This is a genomic window from Bradyrhizobium sp. CCGB12 (assembly GCF_024199845.1).
Classification (GTDB): domain Bacteria; phylum Pseudomonadota; class Alphaproteobacteria; order Rhizobiales; family Xanthobacteraceae; genus Bradyrhizobium.
This window is the reverse complement of the sequence record NZ_JANADO010000001.1, coordinates 7,648,585-7,670,903: the sequence shown is the minus strand read 5'-3', so window position 1 is coordinate 7,670,903 and position 22,319 is coordinate 7,648,585. Positions and strand designations below refer to the sequence as shown.

Annotated in this window: 19 protein-coding genes; 8 read left to right on the top strand and 11 right to left on the bottom strand. The window is 64.3% G+C overall.

Annotated elements, in window-relative coordinates; genetic code table 11:
- Positions 1 to 30: 30 nt before the first annotated feature.
- The 3 genes from NLM27_RS35105 to NLM27_RS35095 all read right to left on the bottom strand — a co-directional run bounded on the left by NLM27_RS35105 (position 31) and on the right by NLM27_RS35095 (position 3,213).
- Positions 31 to 1,383, bottom strand: a complete 1,353-nt coding sequence (locus NLM27_RS35105) for a hemolysin family protein (protein WP_254147622.1) — start codon at positions 1,381 to 1,383, stop codon at positions 31 to 33.
- Positions 1,384 to 1,450: 67 nt separating this feature from the next.
- Positions 1,451 to 2,593 carry a 3-dehydroquinate synthase gene (gene aroB / locus NLM27_RS35100; protein ID WP_254147621.1) on the bottom strand — a complete coding sequence of 381 codons (1,143 nt, stop codon included), beginning with the start codon at positions 2,591 to 2,593 and terminating at the stop codon, positions 1,451 to 1,453.
- Positions 2,590 to 3,213, bottom strand: coding sequence for a shikimate kinase (locus tag NLM27_RS35095; RefSeq protein ID WP_254147620.1), 624 nt, complete (start codon positions 3,211 to 3,213; stop codon positions 2,590 to 2,592). Before NLM27_RS35095 ends, aroB begins: the two co-directional genes overlap by 4 nt.
- A 171-nt stretch (positions 3,214 to 3,384) precedes the next feature.
- On the opposite strand from NLM27_RS35095, the gene NLM27_RS35090 reads away from it, so the two are divergent.
- The 4 genes from NLM27_RS35090 to NLM27_RS35075 all read left to right on the top strand — a co-directional run bounded on the left by NLM27_RS35090 (position 3,385) and on the right by NLM27_RS35075 (position 7,602).
- Positions 3,385 to 3,531 (top strand): histidine kinase, encoded by a 147-nt coding sequence (locus tag NLM27_RS35090; RefSeq protein WP_254147619.1) that lies wholly within the window; start codon positions 3,385 to 3,387, stop codon positions 3,529 to 3,531.
- Positions 3,532 to 3,548: 17 nt separating this feature from the next.
- The gene (gene xerD, locus NLM27_RS35085) at positions 3,549 to 4,505 is read left to right on the top strand and encodes a site-specific tyrosine recombinase XerD (RefSeq protein WP_254147618.1); all 957 of its coding nucleotides are present in this window, start codon (positions 3,549 to 3,551) and stop codon (positions 4,503 to 4,505) included.
- Between the two features lie 201 nt (positions 4,506 to 4,706).
- Complete coding sequence (locus NLM27_RS35080) at positions 4,707 to 5,669, top strand: acetyl-CoA carboxylase carboxyltransferase subunit alpha (RefSeq protein ID WP_254147617.1); 963 nt, start codon at positions 4,707 to 4,709, stop codon at positions 5,667 to 5,669.
- Between the two features lie 319 nt (positions 5,670 to 5,988).
- The gene (locus NLM27_RS35075) at positions 5,989 to 7,602 is read left to right on the top strand and encodes a L,D-transpeptidase family protein (protein WP_375142295.1); all 1,614 of its coding nucleotides are present in this window, start codon (positions 5,989 to 5,991) and stop codon (positions 7,600 to 7,602) included.
- A gap of 229 nt (positions 7,603 to 7,831) precedes the next feature.
- Here NLM27_RS35075 and NLM27_RS35070 read toward each other — a convergent pair whose 3' ends face one another.
- The 7 genes from NLM27_RS35070 to NLM27_RS35040 form a co-directional block, all read right to left on the bottom strand.
- Positions 7,832 to 8,533 carry an ABC transporter ATP-binding protein gene (locus tag NLM27_RS35070; protein ID WP_254147615.1) on the bottom strand — a complete coding sequence of 234 codons (702 nt, stop codon included), beginning with the start codon at positions 8,531 to 8,533 and terminating at the stop codon, positions 7,832 to 7,834.
- Positions 8,526 to 9,260, bottom strand: coding sequence for an ABC transporter ATP-binding protein (locus tag NLM27_RS35065; protein ID WP_254147614.1), 735 nt, complete (start codon positions 9,258 to 9,260; stop codon positions 8,526 to 8,528). The genes NLM27_RS35070 and NLM27_RS35065 overlap by 8 nt, the downstream gene beginning before the upstream one ends.
- Entirely contained in the window at positions 9,247 to 10,353 is a 1,107-nt protein-coding gene (locus NLM27_RS35060) for a branched-chain amino acid ABC transporter permease (RefSeq protein WP_254147613.1), read from the bottom strand. Before NLM27_RS35060 ends, NLM27_RS35065 begins: the two co-directional genes overlap by 14 nt.
- Positions 10,354 to 10,372: 19 nt before the next feature.
- Positions 10,373 to 11,590: a substrate-binding protein gene (locus NLM27_RS35055; RefSeq protein ID WP_254147612.1), complete on the bottom strand. Its 1,218-nt coding sequence runs from the start codon at positions 11,588 to 11,590 to the stop codon at positions 10,373 to 10,375.
- Positions 11,591 to 11,594: 4 nt separating this feature from the next.
- Positions 11,595 to 12,452 carry a branched-chain amino acid ABC transporter permease gene (locus NLM27_RS35050; protein WP_254147611.1) on the bottom strand — a complete coding sequence of 286 codons (858 nt, stop codon included), beginning with the start codon at positions 12,450 to 12,452 and terminating at the stop codon, positions 11,595 to 11,597.
- A gap of 36 nt (positions 12,453 to 12,488) precedes the next feature.
- Positions 12,489 to 14,003: an amidase gene (locus tag NLM27_RS35045; RefSeq protein WP_254147610.1), complete on the bottom strand. Its 1,515-nt coding sequence runs from the start codon at positions 14,001 to 14,003 to the stop codon at positions 12,489 to 12,491.
- Between the two features lie 155 nt (positions 14,004 to 14,158).
- Entirely contained in the window at positions 14,159 to 15,343 is a 1,185-nt protein-coding gene (locus NLM27_RS35040) for a substrate-binding domain-containing protein (protein ID WP_254147609.1), read from the bottom strand.
- Positions 15,344 to 15,522: 179 nt separating this feature from the next.
- Here NLM27_RS35040 and NLM27_RS35035 point away from each other — a divergent pair, with 179 nt between their 5' ends.
- Positions 15,523 to 15,966 (top strand): MarR family transcriptional regulator, encoded by a 444-nt coding sequence (locus NLM27_RS35035; protein ID WP_254147608.1) that lies wholly within the window; start codon positions 15,523 to 15,525, stop codon positions 15,964 to 15,966.
- A 341-nt stretch (positions 15,967 to 16,307) separates the two neighbouring features.
- Here the strand turns inward: NLM27_RS35035 and secA are convergent, their stop codons facing one another.
- A complete protein-coding gene (gene secA / locus NLM27_RS35030) occupies positions 16,308 to 19,148 on the bottom strand; it encodes a preprotein translocase subunit SecA (RefSeq protein ID WP_254147607.1) in 2,841 nt (946 codons plus the stop codon).
- 348 nt (positions 19,149 to 19,496) lie between these two features.
- Here secA and NLM27_RS35025 point away from each other — a divergent pair, with 348 nt between their 5' ends.
- The 3 genes from NLM27_RS35025 to mutT all read left to right on the top strand — a co-directional run bounded on the left by NLM27_RS35025 (position 19,497) and on the right by mutT (position 22,204).
- The gene (locus NLM27_RS35025) at positions 19,497 to 20,438 is read left to right on the top strand and encodes a peptidylprolyl isomerase (RefSeq protein ID WP_254147606.1); all 942 of its coding nucleotides are present in this window, start codon (positions 19,497 to 19,499) and stop codon (positions 20,436 to 20,438) included.
- Positions 20,439 to 20,541: 103 nt separating this feature from the next.
- Positions 20,542 to 21,783, top strand: a complete 1,242-nt coding sequence (argJ, locus tag NLM27_RS35020) for a bifunctional glutamate N-acetyltransferase/amino-acid acetyltransferase ArgJ (RefSeq protein WP_254147605.1) — start codon at positions 20,542 to 20,544, stop codon at positions 21,781 to 21,783.
- Between the two features lie 10 nt (positions 21,784 to 21,793).
- Positions 21,794 to 22,204 carry an 8-oxo-dGTP diphosphatase MutT gene (mutT, locus tag NLM27_RS35015; protein WP_254147604.1) on the top strand — a complete coding sequence of 137 codons (411 nt, stop codon included), beginning with the start codon at positions 21,794 to 21,796 and terminating at the stop codon, positions 22,202 to 22,204.
- The last annotated feature ends 115 nt before the right edge of the window (positions 22,205 to 22,319 follow it).

The following is a 22,319-nucleotide window of genomic DNA, read 5'->3' as shown; positions in this document are numbered from 1 at the left end:
CTTACCCTCCCCTGGAGGGTAAGAAAGAGATCAAAACGACGTCCCGGCCCTTCTCGGCTTCACCTCTTCCAGCTCCGCTTCGCGCGGCACCGGTGAAATACGGAGCGCGGTGATGCGATTGCGTTCGCGGCGGAGGACGCGGAAGCGGAAGCCGTGGAAGGTGAAACTCTGGCCGCGGTCGGGGATCGAGCGCGCCTCGTGAATGACGAGGCCCGCCACCGTGGTTGCCTCCTCGTCGGGCAGATGCCAGTCCAGGGCGCGGTTGAGATCGCGGATCGGCACCGAGCCGTCGACCACGACGGAGCCGTCCGGCTGGCGCCGCACGCCGGCGACCACGACGTCGTGCTCGTCGGAGATATCGCCGACGATCTCCTCCAAAATGTCTTCCAGCGTCACGAGGCCTTCGACTTCGCCATACTCATCCACGACCAGCGCGAAGTGGGTCTTGCGGCGGCGGAACGCCTTGAGCTGCTGGGATATCGGTCGCATTTCCGGCACGAACCAGGGCGGCAGCATGATGGTGGTGACGTCGATGCGCGAGGTATCGCCCTCCGAGGCGCGGATCGCCCGCAACAGATCCTTGGCGTGCAGAATGCCGATGATGTTCTCCGACTTGTCGCGCCACAGCGGAATGCGGGTGTATTCGGTGGCCAGCACCTCCCGCACCAGCTCCTCCGGCGGCAGGTCGGCGTTGATCATCACCATGGCGGTGCGGTGGACCATCACGTCAGACACGGTCAGCTCGCCGAGGCGGAAGACGTTGTGAATGTACTCGGCTTCGCCGCTCTCGATCTTGCCGTGTACAGCCGATTCCTCAACCAGGCCCTCGATCTCGGAATCCGTCAGGATGTCGTGCTGCGAGAACTCCTGCACCCCGATCAAACGCAGGATTGCGCCCGATGCCGTGTTGAGACACCAGCTCAGCGGGTAGAACACCAAATAGGAGGCGTGAAGCGGATACGCGATCCACTGCGATACCGGCATCGGCTCCCTGATCGCAAGCGTCTTCGGCACCTGCTCGCCGATGATGATGTGCAGCGAGGAGAAAACCAGAAAGCCCGCCACGAACGAGGTGAAGTGCAGCGTGGCCTCCGATAGTCCGAGCGGACGGAGGATCGGGCTGAGCAGCGCAGAAACGGTCGGCTCACCGATCCAGCCGAGACCGAGGGAGGCCATGGTGATGCCGAGCTGGCAGCAGGCGAGATAGGATTCGATGTTTCCCATCATGGTCTGCAGCAAGCGCGCGCCGAAGCGGTTCTGCTCGACCATTGCCTTGACCCGAAACCCGCGGCTCTTCACGAGCGCAAATTCCGCCGCCACGTAAAATGCATTGGCGGCGAGCAAGAGAACCGCGAGCAGCAGGTTGATCGAGATCGAACTCATATTTGCCTCGCGACCGCCTTGACCTTCCGCGCCTCTTCGCTTGCGCCACGTCCGGACAGTCCCGCCATCACTGCGATAATTTCGACTTCAGGAAGTCGCGCACCAAGGCCGGCTCGACATCCCCGGCGATCACCGCGCGCCCGACGGCCTCCAGCAGGATGAAGGTGAGCTTGCCGCGCTTGACCTTCTTGTCCTGCGCCATCAGGGCCATCAGCGCGTCGGCGTCGGCAAGGCCTTCCTGCGCAAAACCCGCAATGTCCTGCAAGCGCGTCGGAAGACCGGCCTCGACGAGGTGGCGCTCGACACGGGCCGCATCGGCCTCGGCGATCATGCCGAGCCTGGCCGAGAACTGCGCCGCCAGCGTCATGCCGATCGCAACGCCCTCGCCGTGGAACAGACGGTCGGAGAAGCCGGTCGCCGCTTCCAGCGCGTGACCGAAGGTATGGCCGAGATTGAGCAGCGCGCGCTCACCGGTCTCGCGCTCGTCGCGCGAGACGACGCCCGCCTTGGCACGGCAGGAGGTTGCGATCGCATGCTCGCGCGCCGAGCCACCCTTGAAGATGTCGGCGTGATTCTTCTCCAGCCAGGCGAAGAAAGCCTCGTCGCCGAGCACGCCATATTTGGCAACCTCGGCATAACCGGCGCGGAATTGCCGCGGCGACAGCGTGTCGAGCACGGCGGTGTCGGCGATGACCAGCACCGGCTGGTGGAAGGCGCCGAGCAGGTTCTTGCCCTGCGGCGAGTTGATGCCGGTCTTGCCGCCGACGGAGGAATCGACCTGCGCCAGCAGCGAGGTCGGCACCTGCACGAAATCGACGCCGCGGCGCAGGATCGCGGCCGCGAAGCCGGCGAGATCGCCGACCACGCCGCCGCCGAGCGCGATGACGAGATCGTTGCGCTCGATTTTTGCGGCGATCAGGGCCTCGCTGACCTTTTCGAGGCCCGCATAGGTTTTCGAGATCTCGCCTTCCTCGACGACGATGCGCGAGGTCGGGATGCCGCTGGCCGCAAGCGAAGCTTCGGTCGGCTCGAGCCAGTACTTTGCGACGGTACGGTCGGTGACGATGGCCGTGCGCACGCCGGGGCGCAAAGCCGCGACCCGTTCGCCGAGCGAGGCCAGCACGCCACGGCCGATGACGATGTCATAGGCGCGGTCGCCGAGCGCAACGTCGACCTTGACGGGATCGGAATGTTTCAACGGCGCAGTCATCGTGCGGCACTCGCAACGTCGGCAGGTGGATGGGACGCCTGCTCGCCGCAGAGATGGGCCCGCAGCGTCTCGATGCATTCCTCGACGATCTTGTCGTGCGGCACGTCGCGCGAGGCAATGGTGAGGTCGGCATGGCCATAGACCGGCTCGCGCTCGGTGAGCAGGCGCGTCACTGTTCCTTCGGGATCGGCGGTCTGGAGCAGCGGGCGATCGGCACGGCGCCGCACGCGGCGCATGATGACGTCGTGGTCGGCCTTGAGCCAGATCGAGACCGCTTTCGCGGCGATTCGCACGCGCGTCTCCTCGCGCATGAAGGCGCCGCCGCCGGTCGCAAGCACGATCGGCCCGCTGTCCAGCAGCCGCGCGATCACGCGGGCCTCGCCGTCGCGGAAATGCGGCTCGCCATGGCGCTCGAAGATCTCCGGTATGGTCATGCCGGCCGCCGCCTCGATCTCGGTGTCGGCATCGACGAAGGGCAGCTTGAGCCGCGCCGCCATGCGGCGACCGATGGTGGATTTGCCCACACCCATCATGCCGACGAGCACGATCGAGCGCGCTCCGAGCGCCGACAGGATGTCGGCCTCAGGCGAACCGGGTAGCGGCAACGCGGCGTCGGACATGGATCTCGCTCTGGATCTCGCTCGATCTGCCGCCAAAGGCGGCATGCTTTGGCCACCTATACGACCCCGCAAGGGCCCTCGCCAGAGGACTCTTGCCACGAAACGGCGAACATGTTGGATGATTTCATTGGTTAATTTGCCCGCCGACACCCTCGCCGAGACCCTTTGCAGATGCCCAGCCTGTTCCGCTTCCTGACGGTCGTCGCCGTGATCGCCGGCATGGTCTATGGCGTGCTCTTCGCACTGGCGAACTTCGTCAATCCGAAGCCGCGGGAAATGACAGTGACGATCCCGCCTGACAAGTTTCTCAAGAAATAGCAGCTAGGCTCCGGGGCATGCGCACCCAGCCCTCCGATACCAAGCTCACCGGCCTGTTCCTCGACATGCTCGCGGCGGAACAGGGCGCCGGGCCCAACACGCTCGATGCCTACCGCCGCGACCTCACCGATTTCTCCGAATTCCTGGACCGTGTCGGCCACAGTTTTGCGGATGCCGAGACGCAGACCTTGCGCGACTATCTCGCCGATCTCGACACGCGTGGTTTCAAGTCCACCAGTGTCGCGCGGCGGCTGTCGGCGATGCGACATCTGTTCCGCTTTCTTCTCAACGAGCGGATCAGAACCGAGGATCCCGCAGCGATCCTGTCGGGGCCCAAGCGCGGCCGCGGCCTGCCAAAAGTGCTGTCGATCGGAGATGTTGACCGCATGCTCCGCCGTGCCAAGGAATTGAGCGAGGCGGAGGATGCCTCGCCGTCGAAACGGCTGCGGAGCTTGCGGCTCTATTGCCTGCTCGAGGTGCTCTACGCCACGGGCCTGCGCGTCTCCGAGCTGGTGGCGCTGCCACGCTCGGCGGCCAAGCGCGATGCGCGCATGATCGTGGTGCGCGGCAAGGGCAACAAGGAACGCCTGGTGCCGCTCAACGATGCCTCGCGGCAGGCGATGGCCGACTATCTCGCCGCGACCGAGGCTGCAAAGGCCGACAAGAAGAACGGCGTGGCCACCTCGAAATGGCTGTTTCCCTCGTTCGGCGAGAGCGGACATCTGACGCGGCAGCATTTTGCCCGCGACCTGAAGGAGCTCGCGGTCGCCTCCGGCCTTCAGGCCCGCCTGGTCTCCCCGCACGTGCTGCGCCACGCCTTCGCCAGCCACCTGCTCCACAACGGCGCGGACTTACGCATCGTGCAGACCCTGCTCGGCCACACCGACATCTCGACGACCCAGATCTACACCCATGTCGTCGAGGAGCGGCTGAAGAGCCTGGTCCGCGACCTCCACCCGCTGGCGGAGAAGTAGGACCGCCGAAATAGCGGCCGTCGTCAGCGGAGGCCGAAACCGCCTTGACTTCGGCCACATCTCCGCAGAAAGAGCCGTGGCCTTACGCATGATTTGGCGGGCTCCCGGGAGCACACAAGCCAACTCATTGAAGAAGCTACACTTTTTTCCACCGAGCCAAATCTGCTTCGACGCCTTGCCCCGTCCCCCTATATTGAGTTGATGCCAGACCAGATGCGCAGCTATCTCGACTTCGAAAAGCCCGTCGCCGAGCTCGACTCCAAGGTCGACGAGTTGCGCACGCTTGCAGCCTCCGGCACCGACATCGCTGATGAGATCGGGCGGATCGAGGACAAGGCGGCGCAGGCGCTGGCCGACCTCTATCTGAATCTGACGCCGTGGCAGAAGACTCTGGTCGCGCGGCATCCGCAGCGGCCGCATTTCAACGACTTCATCAAGGGCCTGATCACCGAATTCACCCCGCTCGCGGGCGACCGCAAGTTCGGCGAAGACGAAGCGCTGGTCGCCGGCTTCGGCCGCTTCCGCGGCGAGCCGATCTGCGTGATGGGCCAGGAAAAGGGCGATTCCACCGAGAGCCGGATCCGGCACAATTTCGGCATGGCGCGGCCCGAAGGCTATCGCAAATGCGTGCGGCTGATGGAGATGGCCGAGCGGTTCGGCCTGCCGGTGCTGTCGCTCGCCGATTCCGCCGGCGCCTATCCCGGCATTGGCGCGGAAGAGCGGGGACAGGCCGAGGCGATCGCGCGCTCGACGGATGCCTGCCTGGCGCTGACCGTGCCGAACGTCGCCATCATCACCGGCGAGGGCATGTCGGGCGGCGCCATCGCCATCACCACCGCCAACAAGGTCCTGATGCTGGAGCACGCGATCTACAGCGTGATCTCGCCGGAGGCCGCCTCCTCCATCCTGTGGCGCGACGGCACCAAGGCGCAGGAAGCCGCCAACAACATGAAGATCACCGCCCAGGACATGCTCCGCTTCGGGGTGATCGATCAGATACTGAAGGAGCCGGTCGGCGGCGCCCATCGCGATCCCGCCGCCATGATCGCCACCACCGGCGATGCCATCGCCAAGGCCTTTGACGAGCTCCAGGGCCTCGACGGCGACGCCATCCGCAAGCAGCGGCGGCAGAAATTCCTCGATATCGGCCGGAAACTGGGCTGATTCGAGCGGGTTTGGCCCGCCGAACGCGTCGCCTCCGCCGTGTCCTATCGGAGGTCTCCCCCGGTAACGCCGTCTTAACCCTTTTTTTGCCCAAATCGGCGATCTCAGTGGCGGTTGGTCCGCAAGGTCCAAGTTGCGGCCAAGTTTAAGTCTCTGTTGACCACACCTTTGGGCCAACGGGCTCGTGATCCCCTCTCGGGTTGCGACCACATGACCCAGAGGTTAGAATTTTAATCAATGGCTTCAGGGCATAAGCGCTGGGGCGTGGTCTGAAAAAGCCCGTCACGACGGGTCCGGATGTCCGGTCAGGCCGTGCTCCATGGAAGTGGGGTTCGCGCTCGCTGCCCGGCACGGTGTGGGGTCCATCTTGATTTCTCGTTCGCTTGCTCGCGCGCTTTTGGCTTCGGTTGCGCTTGCCGCCAGCATCGTGCTGGCCGGCTGCGACACCGACCAGGTCTCGCTCGCGACCAACGCCAAGGCCAACCAGCCGGTGCCGCCAAAGCTTCTCGCCGCGATGGTCGAGAAGAACATGGATCTGCAATCGCCGATCCTGGTCCGCCTGTTCAAGCAGGAGGCCGAGCTCGAGGTCTGGAAGCAGACCCGCTCAGGCCAGTTCGCGTTGCTCAAGACCTATCCGATCTGCCGCTGGTCGGGTGATCTCGGCCCCAAGGTCCGCGAAGGCGATCGCCAGGCGCCGGAAGGATTCTACTCGATCAATCCGGGCCAGATGAATCCGCAATCGGCCTATTATCTCTCCTTCAACACCGGCTACCCGAACGCGTTCGACAAGGCGCTCGGCCGCTCCGGCTCGCAGCTGATGGTGCATGGCGACTGCTCCTCGCGCGGCTGCTACGCGATGACGGACGAGCAGATCGCCGAGATCTATTCGCTCGGCCGCGAGTCCTTCTTCGGCGGCCAGAAGGCGTTCCAGCTCCAAGCCTATCCGTTCAAGATGACGCCGGTGAACATGGCCAAGCACCGGAACAACCCGAACATGCCGTTCTGGAAGATGATCAAGGAAGGCTATGATCATTTCGAGGTGACGCGGCAGGAGCCGAAGGTCGATTTCTGCGAGAAGAAATACGTGTTCGATGCAGCGAAGCCGGCGGACGCCAAGCGCGACCTGGTGTTCGACGCCTCGGCCAAATGTCCGGCCTATGTGATCCCCGAGGACATCGCCAGCGCGGTGCGCGAGAAGGATGTGCGCGACCAGGCCGAGTACAACAAGCTCGTCGCCAAGGGCACGCCGGTGGCGCGGATGAACACCGGCATCGACGGTGGCATGAACAAGGTGTTCGCCGCCAAGATTCCGGAAGGCTCGACCGGCCTGTCGGAAGGCGCCGAAGGCACCACGCTGGAAATGCTGGCCATGGCGAAGGCGCCGGGCACGATCCCCGGCCACGTCAATCCGCCCAAGCCGAATCTCGATGCAGCAGCAAGCGGGCCGCCGCAAGAACCCGTTGTCGCCGTCAGCGCGCCGGCGACCAGCACCCGCGTTGCTGCAGCCGCGCCGACCGAGAAATCGCAAGAGAAATCTCAAGGCAGCGGCTTCTTCTCCAACCTCGGCCGCAAGATGGGCCTCGGCACCGCCGACACCACGGCCACCACGCCTCCGCCGCAAGCCACCGCGTCCGTGGCGCCGGCCCAGACCTCCACGACGCCGCCCACGGCTGCATCGAGGCTCAAGGCCGCAGTGACCCGCTTCGTGCCGGGGCATGACAAGTCCAAGGACGCAGCGAAGGAGGCGCCGAAGCCAGCGGTCGCCGCCAAGCCCGCCGAGCCGGCGAAACAGCCCGACACCCGCCTCGCCGCAACGCGCCCGGCGCTGAAGCCCTCGGTGTCGGACGGCGCGCATGATAGCGGCCAGATGGCCGGCGCCGCGCCGGTGGTGCAGTCGAACTCGTTCGACAGCCGGTTCGGGGCGGTGAAGTAGGGAGCGGAAGCGCTCGTCCTGATCTCTCATCATCGATAGTCTCTCACCGTCACCCTGAGGTGGCCGCTTCTTCAGCGGCCCTCGAAGGGCGACGGCCCGGCTGACTGCTGCGGCCGTTATCCTTCGAGGCTCCCGGCACGATGCTGCGCATCGCGCCACTCGCGCCTCAGGATGACGGACTGACAGGGTGCGCGTTGCGAGAGATTTGGAGGCGGCGGACGTGCTGCCCCTACGGCGCCAGATATCGCATCAGCTCCGGATTGCCCCGCACATCGCCCGCCTGCCCCTGCAGCGCGACGCGGCCGCGATCCAGCACGTAGGCGTAGTCTGCGACGCGGAGCGCGAGGTCGAGGTGCTGCTCGACGATGATGACGGCGATCGTCTTTGCAAGCTCGATCAGGCGCTCGGTGATCTCCTCGATGACGCCGATCCAGACGCCTTCGGTCGGCTCATCCAGCAGCAACAGTTTTGGATCGCCCAGCATGGCGCGGCCGATGGCGAGCATCTTGCGCTCGCCGCCGGAGAGCGTGCCGGCGGGCTGGTCGAGACGCTGGCCAAGTTTTGGGAAGATGGCCAACACGCGATCGACCGCGGAAGCATCCTTGCTCGCGAGCGAGCCGACCGCGAGATTGTCGCGCACCGACAGGCGCGCGAACACCGAATGCTCCTGCGGCACGTAACCGATGCCGGCACGCACGCGCTCCTGGGTGGCGCGGCGGCTGATGTCGCGGCCGTCGAAGGCGACCTCACCCTTCCACGCCGGCAATTCGCCGACGATGGTCTTCATCAGCGTGGTCTTGCCGGCGCCGTTGCGGCCGAGCACCGCGACGCCACCGCGCCAGGGAATGTCGAGGCTGACGTCGAACAGCACCTGGCTGCGGCCATAGCCGGCGTCGAGATGCCTAATGTTGAGAAACTCTTGCTCAGGCACGGCGCAGATAAATCTCCTGGACGGATTTGTTGGCCTGGATCTCCGACACCGTGCCTGACGCCAGCACCTTGCCCTGATCGAGCACGGTGAGGCGATCGCAGATGTCGCGGATGAAATCGAGATCGTGCTCGACGATGACGAGCGAACAGTGCTGCTTGATCGGCTGGAGCAGTTCGCCGGTGACGCGGCGCTCCTCGAGACTCATGCCGCCGGTCGGCTCGTCCAGCAGCAACAGTTTCGGCTTGCCCGCCAGCGCCATCGCGATCTCCAGCCATTGCTGCTGACCGTGCGACAGCGCTGCTGCCGCGTCGAAGGCGCGGTTCGCAAGACGGAACTGGGTCAGCATGGTCATGACCTGATCGTGCAGCGCGCCCCGCGTACGCGAGAATACGAGATCGAACAGCGAGCATTGCGCCTGCAGCGCGAGCAGGATGTTGTCATAGAGCGTCAGCGACGGCAGCACGGACGTGATCTGGAATTTCAGGCTCATGCCGGCCCGCGCGCGCTCGGTCGGGGTGAAGGCGGTGATGTCGGTGTTGACGAAGCTCACCTTGCCCTGCGTCGGCACCTCGGCGCCCGCGATGCACTTCATCAGCGTGCTCTTGCCGGAGCCGTTCGGACCGATCAGCCCGTGAAACTCGTTCTCGCCGACGGTAAGCGCTGCGCCATCGAGCGCGGTGAGCTTACCGAAGACCTTCCTGATGCCGGCGGCCTCAAGGAGCGGCATTGCGCTTCTCCTTTTCGGTCTCCCTGGGTTTGGCGCCGAAGCTGCCGACCCGCTCGCGCTCACCCAGCACGAAACTGATCAGGCCGAGCGGCCGGAACAGGATCACGAGCAATAGCAGCAGGCCCAAGATGATCGGCCAGACCTCGCGGTAATTGTCCGAGAGCCAGAAGCTGACGCCTTCGACGATGACGGCGCCGATGACGGCACCGATCAGCGTGCCGGAGCCGCCGAACAGCACGTAGAGCACCACCTGGGTCGAGACCACGACGCCGACCATGTTGGGCCAGACGAAACCCTCGTGGAAGGCATAGAGGCTGCCGGCAAGGCCAGCGATGGCCCCGCCGATGGTGAAGATGATGGCTTTGAGATGCTGGGCCTTGTAGCCGAAGAAGGCGATGCGCTGCTCGTTCTCGCGCAGGCCCGCCAGCGCGAGGCCGAATTGCGAGCGCACCAGGAAACGGCAAAGCAGGTAGACGACGACGAGGATGCCGAGCACGAGATAATAGAACGCCGGCCCTTCCGTGAACTCGTAGCCCCCGATCGACATCGGCGCGATCGAGGGAATACCGTTCTGGCCACCGAGATAATACCAGCCGCGCGCCAGGCGATCGGCGGCATAGGAGCCGGTCAGCGTGCCCAGCGAGACGAAGATCACGCTGGAGGGATGCCGCCCCAGCAGCAGGAAACCGCCGAGCAGCAGCGCGAAGGTCAGGCCGATCAGCGTGCCCGCAGGGAGCACCAGAAAGATGTTGGTGATGTCGAGGTCGCGCGCGAGCAGCGCGACGCCATAGCCGGCCGAGCCGAAGAACAGGGCTTGGCCGAAGCTCATGATGCCGGCATAGCCCCAGACGAGATCGAACGAGAGCGCGAACAGCGCGAGGATGATCACGCGTGTCGCGAACACGGTGAGGTAGTCCTGAAGCACCAGCGGCGCGAGCAGCGCCGCGACGAGCACGACGCCCTCCACGATCGGCAGGACTTTTCGCCTCGCCGCGGCTTGTCCCGCCGCTGTGCCTTCAGCCATCGCACCGTCCACGTCGTCGCCTGCGTCGGCGACGATGGCCTGTCTTACCACACTCATCGGCTTCAGCATTCCACCTCAGCATTCCACTCTAGCATTCCTTGGGATCGACCAGGCCGCTGCTGCGCGCGACAATCTCGTAGTTCCCGCCCTTGGCCACCGCCGTGTACATCTTCATCTTGCAGTGCCGCTTGCCCGGCACCATCTCGGCAGGTCCGCCCGGGCCTTCGGCGATCTTGGCGTGGTCGAGCGCAGCGGCAACGGACTCGCGGTCGATCTTGCCGGCCTCCTTGACGGCGGCCTCCCACAGCTTCAGGCCGCGATAGGTGCCGGTGGCGGCGCTGCCGGCGGCGAACAGGAAGTTGCCGGGGAAATCCTTCTCGTAAGCCGCCTGGATCTTGGCGTCGAACGGGTTCTCCTTGGTCAGCACCTTGAAATAGTCGAGGCAGCTTGCGAGCCCCTCGATCTCAGCGGCCTGATTGATGTTGAGCGTGTTCTCGTCATAGTAGACGCAAGCGAGGCGCCCGCCGTTCTTGAGGAAGCCCGCTTCATAGAGCTGCTTGAAGAACGGGCCGACGCCGGGCGGAATGACGGTGTTGAAGACGACGTCGACCTTGTTGGAGACGATGCGGTTGACGGTCGCGGAGAAGTCGACCTGGTCGAGCGGATAGTATTCCTCGAACACGACTTCGCCGCCATTCGCCTCGATCACCTTGCGGGCGTAGACGTTGAGCGTGTGCGGCCAGACGTAGTTGGCGCTCGGCAGCGCGAACTTCTTGCCGCCGTTCTTGATCAGCCAGGGGATGAACTCGTCGCATTGCTGCGCGGGCGTCGGGCCGGTGCAGAACAGATAGGGCGTGCACTCCTTGCCTTCGTAGAGCTGCGGATAGATGTAGAGCGTCTTGCCGCGCGCGACGATCGGGTCCTTGATCGCATTGCGCATCGAGGAGGTGATGCCTCCCAGCACCATGTCGACCTTGTCGCGCTGGATCAGCTTGCGCACGTTGCCGACGGCGACCGATTCGTTGGAGGCGGTGTCCTCGATATAGAGCTCGAGCGGACGGCCGAGCAGGCCGCCGGCTGCGTTGATCTCCTTGATCACCATCTTGGCGACGTTGGCATCGGCATTGCCGGCATAGGCGATCGGGCCGGTGAGGTCGGTGGCGATGCCGACCTTGATCGGGCCTTCAGCCGCATTGGCCCAGGGGGCCGGGATCACCCAGCTGCCGATGCCGGTTGCGACCGCACCGGAGGCAAAGGCGAAATTGGAGAGGAAGCGGCGCCGTGAAAGCTGTGTGCGATCGAACATGTGACTATACCCCTTTTCCAGCGATGAGGCCCTGCGGGCGGAATTTGATGAAGACAATGGCAAGGACGAAGACGAGCACGTCGGCGACGACGGGCGCCATCACCCAGGGCAACGCCGCGCTGAGCGTGCCGATGACGCCGGCGCCTGCGACCGGGCCGATGAAGGAGCCGACACCGCCGACCATGACCGCGACAAAGCCCTGGATCAGGAAGCGCAGGCCGAGATCGGCGTAGAGGCTGAACACCGGCACGATCAGCGCTCCCGCAAGGCCGGCGAGCGCGGAGCCGAATGCGAAGGTGGCGCCGTACATCAGGGGCGTTGAAATGCCCGAGGCGCGCGCCAGCGACGGGTTCTCCAGCGTGGCGCGCATGCGCAGACCAAAGCTCGTGCGCGACAGCAGCAGATAGCAGCCGCCCATTACCAGAAGCGTGATCACGATGATGGTGAAGCGCCAGGCCGAGATGTGCATGGCGCCGATGTCGATCGAGCCGCCGATCGGTTCGGGCACGGTGAGATAGAAGCCGCCGATCAGGCCGCGCACGGATTCGCGGATGATGAGGCCGAGCGCATAGGTGCCGAGCATGGCAACGATGGGCGCGGCGTAGAAGCGGCGGATGATCAGTGCCTCCAGCACGAAGCCGAGCGCGCCGACCGCGAAAGGTGCCGCGACCATGCCGGCCCAAATCGGCAGTCCCTTGGCATAGGCGAGATAGGTGATGTAGGCCCCGAGCAGGACGAACTCGCCCTGCGCGAAGTTGAAGATTCCCATCATGCTGGCGATGATCCCGAGCCCGAGCACGATCAGGACGATGATCGCACCAAAGCTCAGGATCTCGAACGTCGCGACGAACGCGTTAGCCATGCGTTGCGTTTCCGTCGGCCTGCATCGGAGCCTCGCTCACATCTTCTTCCAATCGCCGTTCTGCTCGAAGGCATGGGCAGCGCGGTAGATGGTGGATTCCTCGAACATGCGCCCCACCAGCATCAGGCCGACGGGCAGGCCATCGACCATGCCGCAGGGCAGCGACATCGCAGGATGATGGGTGATGTCGAACGGCGCGGTGTTGGAGATCATCTCGAGCGCGCGGGCAACGTAATCCTCGCGGCTGGCGTTGGACTCCGGCAGCTTCGTCGCCTTCATCGGCGTGGTCGGCATCAGCAGCAGATCGTAATCTCCGAACGCCTTGTCGTAGGCCGCGGTCAGCCGTCGCGAGATGTTGAGCGCCTTGCCGTAGAAGCGTGGGCCGAAATTGTTGTTGATGTAGGTGCCGAGCATCATGAACAATTTCGTGGTCTCGGACAGCGAGTCCGCCTGCCGGCGCCAGCCGCGATGGAAATCCATCAGCGAGGTCGAATAGAGGTCGCCGCGGCTGAGGCCGTAGCCGTCGCCGAACATCATGGTCTGGGTCAGACCTTCGGTGCCGATCGGGGTCCAGATCGCGCCGCCCATGAGATGCATCGGGATCGACACCGTTTCGACGCTGGCACCAAGGTCCTTGAAGCGTTTCGCCGCCTCGCGCACGCTTTCATTCACCGCGGCCTCTGCCGTCGGCTGCTCAAAGCCTTCCTTGACGATGCCGATCCTCATGCCCTTGACGCCCTGGCCGAGCGCCTTGGTGTATTCCTCGACCTTCGGCGCCTTGATGCGCGGATCGTAGCCGTCGTCGCCGGCGAGCACTTCGAGCAGCAGTGCGTTGTCGGCGACCGTTGCGGTCATCGGGCCGGTATGATCGACATAGATCTCGATCGGCATGATCCCGGTATAGGGCACGAGACCCCAGGTCGGCTTCATCCCGTAGATGCCGCAGAACGAGGACGGCATGCGGATCGAGCCGCCCTGATCGCCGCCGATCGCCATGTCGACCTCGCCGAGCGCGACCACGACGCCCGAGCCTGACGACGAGCCGCCGGCCGAGTAACCCATCTTGTGGGGATTATGCACCGGCCCATAGGAGCCGGTGTGGCTGCCGCCGGACAGGCAGAAGTGCTCGCAATGCACCTTGCCCTTGATCTCGGCGCCGGCATCCAGCATGCGCGTCACGATGGTGGCGTCGAAATCGGGCACATAGCCTTCCAGCGTCGACGAACCGTTGGTCATGGGAACGCCGGCCAACATGATGTTGTCCTTCAGCGCGACGGTCTTGCCCTTGAGCTTGCCGCTGGCGGCGCCCTTCACGGTCGACTTGCGATACCAGGCGTTGCGAGGGTTCTCTTCGGCTGTGGGCCGGTAGCCCGGCGTGCGCGGATACTTCACTTCCGGCAGTTCGTCCGGCATCGCGGCAACGAGATTGTAGGCCTCGATCGAGCCCTGCATCAGGCCGCGGAACGAGGCGACGTCGTCGTCGGTGAGCGAAAGGCCGCACTGCTCGGCAACACTGCGAAGTTGGGCTGGCGTGGGAAGGACAACTGTCACGGCGCTCTCCTGAAGTTTTCTTGGATCAGTCCTTGGGCGTGCGGCCGCGTTTTGCGCGACGAGCGCGTCGGCCCGGCCGAAACATTCAAAACGGAAATATTTTCCTTTTCAAGTATTATTTTGAAGCGGTGCGTGCACCGATTGCCGCGCCAAGGTCAGACCGGCTTGATCAGCCTGAAGTCGAGGCCATCGGCCTCGACGAGATACATCGGCATCCGGGCGTGACCGTTGCGAACGACGACTGGGCCGCGGGCGCCGCCATAGACGATGTTGCGGCCCGCCGCGAGCATCGGCGCGATCGACAATGAACCGGCATTGTTCACGACAGCTTCGAGGAAGCGCAGGCCTTCATAGCTGGACTGGCCGACCGAGCCGATCGGCGGAGCGTTCGGCCCGAACATCGCGCGATAGCGGATCTGGAAATCGTCGTTGGCGCGCGAGCCAATCCAGGAGAAATAGCCGGACGCGCAGAACATGTTCTCGCTGTTGTCGGCGCCGATGCCGAGCAGCACGGTCTCGTCCATGGCTCCGGCAAGCCGCAGCGTCGTGGCGCCGAGACCGCATTCGCCGAAGGCACGGTTGAAGGTGATGCTGTCGGTGCCGATCAGCGAGATCAGCACCACATCCGGCCTCGCGGCGCGGATGCGCGCCAGATGCGGCTCGTGATTGTCCTCGCCGAGCGGAACGAACTCCTCGCCGACGACGTGGCCGCCGGTCTCCTTGATGTAGTTCTTCACGGCACGGTGCGACTGCCAGGGCCAGACGTAATCGCTGCCGATCAGATACCAGCGCTGCGCCTTCTTGACGTCGGCGAGCCAGTGGATCGACGGCCGGCTCTGCCAGCGCGGCGTCTCGCCGATCGCCATCACGCCGGGCGTGCGCTCGCCACCCTCGTAGACGGGCGTGTAGATGTAGGGGATGCGATGACGCCTCGTGACGTCTCGGAGGCCAACGCGAACCGCGCTGGTGTGCAGGCCCACGATGAGATCGAGCTCGTCGAACGCGATGGCCTGCTCGGCGCGGGGCAAGACCTCATCCAGCGGCCCGCCGGCGTCGTAGATGGAAAGCTCAAGCTCGCGGCCGAGGATGCCGCCGCGCTTGTTGATCTCGGCGACGGCGAGCTTGGCACTATTGGTTGCACAGGGGCCCCAGACTCCTGGCGAGCCGGTGCAGCAGATGAAGCAGCCGATCCGCAGCTTGTTCGTGCCGCGCCGCCTGAAGACGGCGTTATCTCTGGACGACAAGACACCATCAGCCGCCGATGACGGCAGATTCCTGAACAGCAAGGACGGCGGCAACGCCGGGCCGCCGTGAGCCGGGAAGTTCACCGTCGCGTGCACGCCAACTCCTGTCTGACACCAGACTTGTAAGCACATTGATCAGGCGGCCGCGGCTTCCGCCCTTTTGTTGGGCAATGATCCTATTTTGAAAATATTGAACATTCAACAATTGAAGTGCATATAGATGCAGCATCGATTGCAAGACATTCACTCATTTGGGTCAAGACGAAGTCTTAGCCGTGGCAAAACCCTCGAAAGAAAACTCCCCGATCACCGATCACCTCGCCTACCTGCTCGCGCAAGCCAACCGCGAAATCAACCGGCAGCTCGAACTGCGGTTGAGCAAGGAGGGCGTGCCGGTCGAGCAATGGCGCATCCTAAAAGTGCTGTCGGATGGCAACGGCCATTCGATGGGCGAGCTTGCGGATGCCGTGCTGCTCAACCATCCGACGCTGACGAAGATGATCGACCGCATGGTCTCGGACACGCTGGTCTACCGCGTGCAGGACCCCAACGACCGCCGCAAGGTCTTGATGTTCATCTCCGACCGCGGCAAGGTGCTGAGCAAGAAGCTCAACTCGCTCGCAGTGGACCAGGAGGAGCACATCCTGGAGAGTTACGGCGACAAGTCAACGAGCGAATTGAAGCGGCTGTTGGAGAGTTTGATCGACAGCTCGAATTGAGAGGCGGGTTTTTCGATTCCAGCGTCGTCCTGGACAAGCGAAGCGCAGATCCAGGACCCATTGCCACCGCATTTGGTTTGGCGAAGACTCGCAGTTGGCGGCGTCGCGCCCCAACTTCTCCCTGGGGTAATGGGTCCTGGCTTTCGCCAGGACGACGATGTGGTGCGAGGCGCGCGCCACACACTCAACTGTCATCGCTCAATTCAATCGGGCGATCCAGTATTCCAGAGACTGATATGATTGAGCCGAGAGGCCTCGGCGTACCCGGTCGCCCGGTCGAGCCGGGCGACGACGGTGGAGAGTGAGGCGCTGACGTCGCGCCTCACAAACACATTCAGACCTTACGCATACCGCCCATGGCAGTGCTTGTACTTCTTGCCTGAGCCGCAGGGGCAGTCCTCGTTGCGGCCGATCTTGCCCCAGCTGGCCGGATTCTTGGGATCGCGTAGCGACGCATCCGTGGCCTGGGCGCCGAGCGAGACGCTGGCGATGGCCATTTCGTCTTCGCCGGTGTTCGGGTCGAACTTGTGCGCCTCCATCGCCGGCAGGACAGGAGCCTCCTGCTCCGGCGGAACGATCTCGACCCGCATCAGCTGCGCCGTGACGGCCTCGCGCAGATGCGCGCTCATCTCCTGGAAGAGGTTGAAGGCTTCGGTCTTGTACTCCTGCAACGGATCGCGCTGGCCGTAACCGCGCAGGCCGATGACCTGGCGCAGATGGTCGAGCATGATCAGGTGCTCGCGCCAGAGATGGTCGAGGGTCTGGAGCAGGATGGTCTTTTCGACGTAACGCATCACGTCGGGACCCCATTGCGCGACCTTGGCCGCCATGTGCTCGTCGGCCTTGGTCTCGATGCGGGTCAGCAGCTCCTCGTCGGCGATGCCTTCTTCCTTGGCCCATTCGTCGACCGGCAGGTCGAGATCGAGCACGCGCTTCAATTCGTCCTTGAGCCCGGCGACGTCCCACTGCTCGGCATAGACATGCTCGGGCACGTGCTTGGCGACGAGATCGTCGATGAAGGCGTGGCGCATGTCGGCGACGGTCTCGGCGACGCTCTCGTCCTTCATCAGATCGACGCGCTGGTCGAAGATCACCTTGCGCTGATCGTTCTGGACGTTGTCGAACTTGAGCAGGTTCTTGCGGATGTCGAAGTTGCGCGCCTCGACCTTCTGCTGCGCCTTCTCCAGCGCCTTGTTGATCCAGGGGTGAATGATGGCCTCGCCCTCTTGCAGGCCGAGACGCTGGAGCATGCTGTCGAGCCGATCCGAGCCGAAGATGCGCATCAAATCGTCTTCGAGCGACAGGAAGAATTTCGAGCGGCCGGGATCGCCCTGACGGCCGGACCGGCCGCGGAGCTGGTTGTCGATGCGGCGGGATTCATGTCGCTCGGAGCCGATGATGTAGAGGCCGCCCGGCTTCTTTACGGTCTTGGCGGCCTTGCTCCCCTTCGCCGGCTCGATCTCGACGGTCTCCTCGGCCTTCAGCACGATATCGCGGAAATGCGCGATGTCGGCCTTGATCTGCTCGATCTTCCTGGCCTTCTCGGCCTCGTCCTCGATGCCTGCCGTCTCTTGCTGGATACGCATCTCCAGCGAGCCGCCGAGCTTGATGTCGGTGCCGCGGCCGGCCATGTTGGTCGCGATCGTGATCGCGCCGGGGACGCCGGCTTCGGCGACGATATAGGCTTCCTGCTCGTGGAAGCGCGCGTTCAGCACCGCGAACAGTTTTGCCGGCTTGCCGGCGCGGGCCGCGGCATAGAGCTTGTCGAGCGCGTGCTCCTTGCCGAAGTCGATCTGCTTGTAGCCGTTCTTCTTGAGGAATTCGGCGAGCACTTCCGACTTCTCGATCGACGCCGTGCCGACCAGCACCGGCTGCAGCCGCGAATTGGCACGCTCGATCTCGGCGAGGATCGCCGAATATTTTTCCTGATGAGTGCGATAGACCTCGTCGTCCTCGTCCAGGCGGCCGACCGGCACGTTGGTCGGGATCTCGACAACTTCGAGCTTGTAGATGTCAAAGAGCTCGTCGGCTTCGGTCAACGCCGTACCGGTCATGCCGGCGAGCTTCTCGTACATGCGGAAGTAGTTCTGGAAGGTGATCGAGGCCAGCGTCTGGTTTTCCGGCTGAACCTGGACGTGCTCCTTGGCTTCCAACGCCTGATGCAGACCCTCGGAATAACGCCGACCGGCCATCATGCGGCCGGTGAACTCGTCGATGATCACGACCTCGTCGTCGCGGACGATGTAATCCTTGTCGCGGGTGAACAGCGTGTGGGCACGCAGCGCCTGGTTGATGTGATGCACGACGGAGACGTTCTCGACGTCGTAGAGCGACTCGCCCTTCAGCTGGCCGGCATCGCGCAGCAGGGTCTCGATCTTCTCCATGCCGCCTTCGGTCAGCGTCACCGTGCGCTGCTTCTCGTCGACCTCGTAGTCGGTCTTGTCGAGCTTGGGCAGGAAGCCGTCGATGGTGTTGTAGAAGTCGGAGCGGTCGTCGAGCGGGCCGGAGATGATCAGCGGCGTACGCGCTTCGTCGATCAGGATGGAGTCGACTTCGTCGACGATGGCGAAGAAGTGCGGCCGCTGGACCATGTCCTCGAGCCGGTACTTCATGTTGTCTCGGAGATAATCGAAGCCGTATTCGTTGTTGGTGCCGTAGGTGATGTCGCAGGCATAGGCCGCTTTGCGCTCGGCATCGTCGAGGCCGTGGACGATCACGCCCGTGGTCATGCCGAGGAAGCTGTAGATCTGGCCCATCCAGCCGGAGTCGCGGCGGGCGAGGTAGTCGTTGACGGTGACGACGTGGATGCCCTTGCCGGCGAGCGCGTTGAGGTAGACCGCGAGCGTTGCGACCAGCGTCTTGCCTTCGCCGGTCTTCATCTCGGCGATGTCGCCCTCGTGCAGCACCATGCCGCCGATCAGCTGGACGTCGAAATGGCGCTGGCCGAGCGTGCGCTTGGCGGCCTCGCGCACCGTGGCGAAGGCGGGGACCAGGAGGTCGTCGAGCGTCTTGCCCTCGGCAAGCTGCTTCCTGAACTCGGCGGTGCGGGCCTTGAGCGCCTCGTCGGAGAGCTTCGAGACCTCTGCCTCCAGCGCGTTGATCGCGTTGACGCGGGATTGATATCCCTTCACCCGCCGGTCGTTGGCGGAGCCGAAAAACTTGCGGGCGAGCGCGCCGATCATGCCTAATTCCTGTGTTCGCGATTCAACCGCGTTGCAGCCAAGAAGTTGTCACCCGCCTGCCTATTCAACTCACCGTGACGCAGATGGCGCCCTCGGCCCGCGCGGGTCGTCCGCCATATGGGTGGGAATTGAGCAAGTCTGGGTTCAACGGCCAAAAACGCAGCAAAATTAACGCCATCGCCATGGACGCGACCGGCCAGAGATATGGCCGGCCCCTAGCCTTGTCAACGGCGGCCGCGTTGCGGCTAATTCATCATTTTGACAGACTTTTCGCGTTGCCAAGCCCCCCTGATTGGGCGAGTGTCCGCCCCGCTCGAGCAGCCCCCTGCTTCAACATAAGGATTTTCCATGACCACCTCGTTCCCGGTAACCACCGGCCAGCGTTTCCGCCATGCGTCCGCCCTGGCTGGCTGCCTCGCTTTGGCGCTGTCCCTGGCGTTCGCCGGGCCGCTGCGGGCCGCCGACGATCCGGTGCTGGCGAAGGTCAATGGCGCGGAAATCAAGAAGAGCGACGTCACCATGGCCGAGGAAGAGCTCGGGCCGAGCCTCGCCCAGATGGATCCGGCGACCAAGGACGAGAACGTCCTGTCCTTCCTGATCGACATGAAGATCGTCAGCAAGGCTGCCGAAGACAAGAAGGTCGCCGACAGCGAGGAGTTCAAGAAGCGCCTGGCGTTTGCCCGCAACCGGCTTCTGATGGACAGCCTGCTCGCCAATGAGGGCAAGTCCGCCACCACCCCCGACGCCATGAAGAAGGTCTATGAGGAGGCCTCCAAGCAGATCACCGGCGAGCAGGAGGTGCGCGCCCGCCACATCCTGGTCGAGACCGAGGACGAGGCCAAGGCGGTGAAGGCCGAGCTCGACAAGGGTGCCGATTTCGCCGAGCTGGCCAAGAAGAAGTCCAAGGACCCGGGTTCGGCCGATGGCGGCGATCTCGGCTTCTTCACCAAGGAGCAGATGGTGCCGGAATTCTCGGCTGTGGCCTTCGCGCTCGAGCCGGGCAAGATCTCCGACCCCGTGAAGTCGCAGTTCGGCTGGCACATCATCAAGGTCGAGGAAAAGCGCAGCCGCAAGGCGCCGGACTTCGAGCAGGTCAAGGCCCAGATCGAGAACTACGTCACCCGCAAGGCCCAGGCCGACTATGTCGCCAAGCTGCGCGCGGAGGCCAAGGTCGAGCGGCTGGACCAGCCGGCGGCCGACGCGTCGAAGGACGCCAAGCCGGCCGATGCGGCCAAGCCTTCCGATGCAAAGCCGTCCGACAGCAAGATGGCGCCGCCTGCGAAGAAGTAAGAATTCGCTGTCACTTCGCTGACGCCAAGAGTATCTAAGCATCGCAATGGCCGGGCATCGCCCGGCCATCTGCATATTCAGACCCCATAAGGCGCGCCCAACGATGTCCTCAGCCGTCTCTCCTCTCGCCCCGAAAAACGTTCCCGACATGCCCACCATTGCGGGCATCCGTCTTGCGACCGCGGAGGCCGGCATCCGCTACAAGAACCGCACCGACGTGCTGCTCGCGGTGATGGACAAGGGCACCGCGGTCGCCGGCGTGTTCACGCGGTCGAAATGCCCCTCCGCACCGGTCGAATGGTGCCGTGCCAAGCTGAAGGGCGGCAAGGCGCGCGCCCTCGTCGTCAATTCCGGCAATGCTAACGCCTTCACCGGCAAGACCGGCCGGGCATCGACGGCCCTGACCGCCAAGATCGCGGCCAAGGCCGTCGGGTGCAGCGAGAGCGAGATCTTCCTCGCCTCGACCGGCGTGATCGGCGAGCCGCTGGACGCGACCAAGTTCGACGGCGTGCTCGGCCGCCTCGCCGAAACCGCCGAGCCCGGCGATTATCTCGCCGCCGCCAAGGCGATCATGACCACCGACACCTTCCCGAAGGTCGCGACCGCGACCGTCAAGCTCGGCAAGGCCAAGGTCACCATCAACGGAATGGCCAAGGGCGCCGGCATGATCGCCCCCGACATGGCGACGATGCTGTCCTTCATCTTCACCGATGCGCCGATCGCGCCCGCGGCCTTGCAGGCCCTGCTCAAGGCTGGCGTCGAGGACACGTTTAATGCGGTGACGATCGACGGCGACACCTCGACGTCGGACACGCTGCTGGCTTTTGCAACGGGCGCTGCCGCCGAGCACCGTGCGCCAAAAATCAGCCGCGCCAGCGACCCGCGCCTCAAGGCCTTCGTCAAGGCGTTCAACCAGGTGCTCGCCAATCTCGCCGAGCAGGTGGCCCGCGACGGCGAAGGTGCGCGCAAGCTGGTCGAAATCACCGTCGAGGGCGCCAAGACCAAGGCTTCCGCACGCAAGATCGCAATGTCGATCGCGAACTCGCCGCTGGTGAAGACCGCGATCGCCGGCGAGGATGCCAATTGGGGCCGCGTGGTGATGGCGGTCGGCAAGGCCGGCGAGCCGGCCGACCGCGACAAGCTCTCGATCTCCTTCAACGGCATCCGCGTCGCCAAGAGCGGCGCGCGCGATCCCGACTATGACGAAGCCCAGGTATCGGAAGCGATGAAGGCACCGGAGATCGCGATCAAGGTCTCGCTCGGCCTCGGCAAGGGCCGCGACCGCGTCATGACCTGCGACCTCACCAAGGAATATGTCGCGATCAACGGGGATTATAGGTCTTAAGCGGACGCCGATGGCCGATCTCAAACTGACCTTGGTGGTGGCCTGCGCGCTCGTCGATGCCGACAAGCGCGTCCTGATCGCGCAACGCCCGGAGGGCAAGACGCTGGCCGGGCTCTGGGAATTCCCCGGCGGCAAGCTCGAGCCTGGCGAGCGGCCGGAGCAGAGCCTGATCCGCGAGCTGCATGAAGAGCTCGGCATCACGGTGGCCGAGCCGTGCCTGGCGCCGCTGACCTTCGCGAGCTATGGCTACGAGACCTTTCACCTGTTGATGCCGCTCTACATCTGCCGGCGCTGGGAAGGGCAGGTCACGGCGCGCGAAGGCCAGGCCCTGGCCTGGGTCCGCGCCAACAAGCTGCGCGATTATCCGATGCCGCCCGCGGACATTCCGCTGATCCCGCATTTGATTGATCTGCTGATGTGAGTTGAATTGCGAGCCACTTGCTCGGCGTCATGCCCGGGCTTGTCCCGGGCATCCACGATCATTGTGCCGGGTTGAAAGGCGTGGATGGCCGGGTCAAGCCCGGCCATGACGAGGA

Excerpts from the sequence above, each read along its gene's own strand:
- argJ (WP_254147605.1), top strand. The coding sequence starts at position 20,542 with ATGTCCTCAGCCGTCTCTCCTCTCGCCCCGAAAAACGTTCCCGACATG.
- NLM27_RS35050 (WP_254147611.1), bottom strand. The coding sequence starts at position 12,452 with ATGGCTAACGCGTTCGTCGCGACGTTCGAGATCCTGAGCTTTGGTGCG.
- secA (WP_254147607.1), bottom strand. The coding sequence starts at position 19,148 with ATGATCGGCGCGCTCGCCCGCAAGTTTTTCGGCTCCGCCAACGACCGG.
- NLM27_RS35055 (WP_254147612.1), bottom strand. The coding sequence starts at position 11,590 with ATGTTCGATCGCACACAGCTTTCACGGCGCCGCTTCCTCTCCAATTTC.
- NLM27_RS35105 (WP_254147622.1), bottom strand. The coding sequence starts at position 1,383 with ATGAGTTCGATCTCGATCAACCTGCTGCTCGCGGTTCTCTTGCTCGCC.
- NLM27_RS35060 (WP_254147613.1), bottom strand. The coding sequence starts at position 10,353 with ATGCTGAAGCCGATGAGTGTGGTAAGACAGGCCATCGTCGCCGACGCA.
- NLM27_RS35090 (WP_254147619.1), top strand. The coding sequence starts at position 3,385 with ATGCCCAGCCTGTTCCGCTTCCTGACGGTCGTCGCCGTGATCGCCGGC.
- NLM27_RS35075 (WP_375142295.1), top strand. The coding sequence starts at position 5,989 with ATGGAAGTGGGGTTCGCGCTCGCTGCCCGGCACGGTGTGGGGTCCATC.
- NLM27_RS35025 (WP_254147606.1), top strand. The coding sequence starts at position 19,497 with ATGACCACCTCGTTCCCGGTAACCACCGGCCAGCGTTTCCGCCATGCG.
- NLM27_RS35080 (WP_254147617.1), top strand. The coding sequence starts at position 4,707 with ATGCCAGACCAGATGCGCAGCTATCTCGACTTCGAAAAGCCCGTCGCC.
- aroB (WP_254147621.1), bottom strand. The coding sequence starts at position 2,593 with ATGACTGCGCCGTTGAAACATTCCGATCCCGTCAAGGTCGACGTTGCG.
- NLM27_RS35065 (WP_254147614.1), bottom strand. The coding sequence starts at position 9,260 with ATGCCGCTCCTTGAGGCCGCCGGCATCAGGAAGGTCTTCGGTAAGCTC.
- xerD (WP_254147618.1), top strand. The coding sequence starts at position 3,549 with ATGCGCACCCAGCCCTCCGATACCAAGCTCACCGGCCTGTTCCTCGAC.
- mutT (WP_254147604.1), top strand. The coding sequence starts at position 21,794 with ATGGCCGATCTCAAACTGACCTTGGTGGTGGCCTGCGCGCTCGTCGAT.
- NLM27_RS35095 (WP_254147620.1), bottom strand. The coding sequence starts at position 3,213 with ATGTCCGACGCCGCGTTGCCGCTACCCGGTTCGCCTGAGGCCGACATC.